The organism is Streptococcus mitis, assembly GCF_003942995.1.
GTDB classification, from domain to species: Bacteria; Bacillota; Bacilli; order Lactobacillales; family Streptococcaceae; genus Streptococcus; species Streptococcus mitis_CV.
The window spans coordinates 1-748 of the sequence record NZ_RJOH01000048.1 but is presented as its reverse complement, the minus strand read 5'-3'; the positions used below and the strand labels follow the sequence as shown (position 1 = coordinate 748).

Genomic DNA, 748 nt, shown 5'->3' with positions numbered 1-748 from the left:
TTGTGCTCCATCACGTCCGTCGCGTCCTGGTAAACCTTGAGCTCCATCCGCACCTTTAGGTCCTTGCGCACCTTCTGCACCTTTATCACCCTTAGGTCCCTTGATGTTACCTTCTTTTTCCCAGTTGCCGTTATTCTTAACGAANACGTCACCTGTTTCTGTGTTAACGTATTTATCGCCGTCTTTACCTTCTGTTGTTGGATCAACTTTGCCGTTCAATACGTCTTTTCCGTCGCGTCCATCACGACCGTCACGTCCTGCAGGTCCTTGTGCTCCATCACGTCCGTCGCGTCCTGGTAAACCTTGAGCTCCATCCGCACCTTTAGGTCCTTGCGCACCTTCTGCACCTTTATCACCCTTAGGTCCCTTGATGTTACCTTCTTTTTCCCATGTGCCGTTATTCTTAACGAAAACGTCACCTGTTTCTGTGTTAACGTATTTATCGCCGTCTTTACCTTCTGTTGTTGGATCAACTTTGCCGTTCAATACGTCTTTTCCGTCGCGTCCATCACGTCCGTCACGTCCTGCAGGTCCTTGTGCTCCATCACGTCCGTCGCGTCCTGGTAAACCTTGAGCTCCATCCGCACCTTTAGGTCCTTGCGCACCTTCTGCACCTTTATCACCCTTAGGTCCCTTGATGTTACCTTCTTTTTCCCAGTTGCCGTTATTCTTAACGAANACGTCACCTGTTTCTGTGTTAACGTATTTATCGCCGTCTTTACCTTCTGTTGTTGGATCAACTTTGCCG

At 49.1% G+C, this 748-nt stretch carries 1 protein-coding gene; it reads right to left on the bottom strand.

The features are described from left to right. Positions 1-748 (bottom strand): collagen-like domain-containing protein (locus D8836_RS11095; RefSeq protein ID WP_474104106.1); only part of this gene is annotated, 748 nt, incomplete at both ends.